This is a genomic window from Citrobacter sp. Igbk 17 (genome assembly GCF_028069775.1).
Classification (GTDB): Bacteria; Pseudomonadota; Gammaproteobacteria; order Enterobacterales; family Enterobacteriaceae; genus Citrobacter.
Map to the genome: position 1 here is coordinate 1 of NZ_JANEWI010000100.1, position 431 is coordinate 431.

General features: G+C 49.0%; 2 tRNA genes and 1 rRNA gene. All 3 read left to right on the forward strand.

Going from position 1 to position 431, the window contains the following annotated elements:
* Positions 1 to 78, forward strand: a 16S ribosomal RNA gene (locus NNO08_RS22960); the annotation flags it as partial.
* A 71-nt stretch (positions 79 to 149) separates the two neighbouring features.
* Positions 150 to 226 (forward strand) — tRNA-Ile (locus NNO08_RS22965).
* 105 nt (positions 227 to 331) lie between these two features.
* Positions 332 to 407 (forward strand) — tRNA-Ala (locus NNO08_RS22970).
* The last annotated feature ends 24 nt before the right edge of the window (positions 408 to 431 follow it).

The window sequence follows — 431 nt, forward strand, 5'->3', positions numbered from 1 at the left end:
ACCACTTTGTGATTCATGACTGGGGTGAAGTCGTAACAAGGTAACCGTAGGGGAACCTGCGGTTGGATCACCTCCTTACCTTAAAGAAACGTTCTTTGTAGTGCTCACACAGATTGTCTGATGAAAATTAGCAGTAAGAAAATCTCTGCAGGCTTGTAGCTCAGGTGGTTAGAGCGCACCCCTGATAAGGGTGAGGTCGGTGGTTCAAGTCCACTCAGGCCTACCAAATTCTTCCTGATACCGTGTTGTGAAACGACTCGCATACCCAAGTATGCTTCGCCGCTCCACGCCTTGTCTCAGAAAGAATTAAGGTGAATGAGATAACTACGATGGGGCTATAGCTCAGCTGGGAGAGCGCCTGCTTTGCACGCAGGAGGTCTGCGGTTCGATCCCGCATAGCTCCACCATCTTTACTGCAAAAACACAAGAAA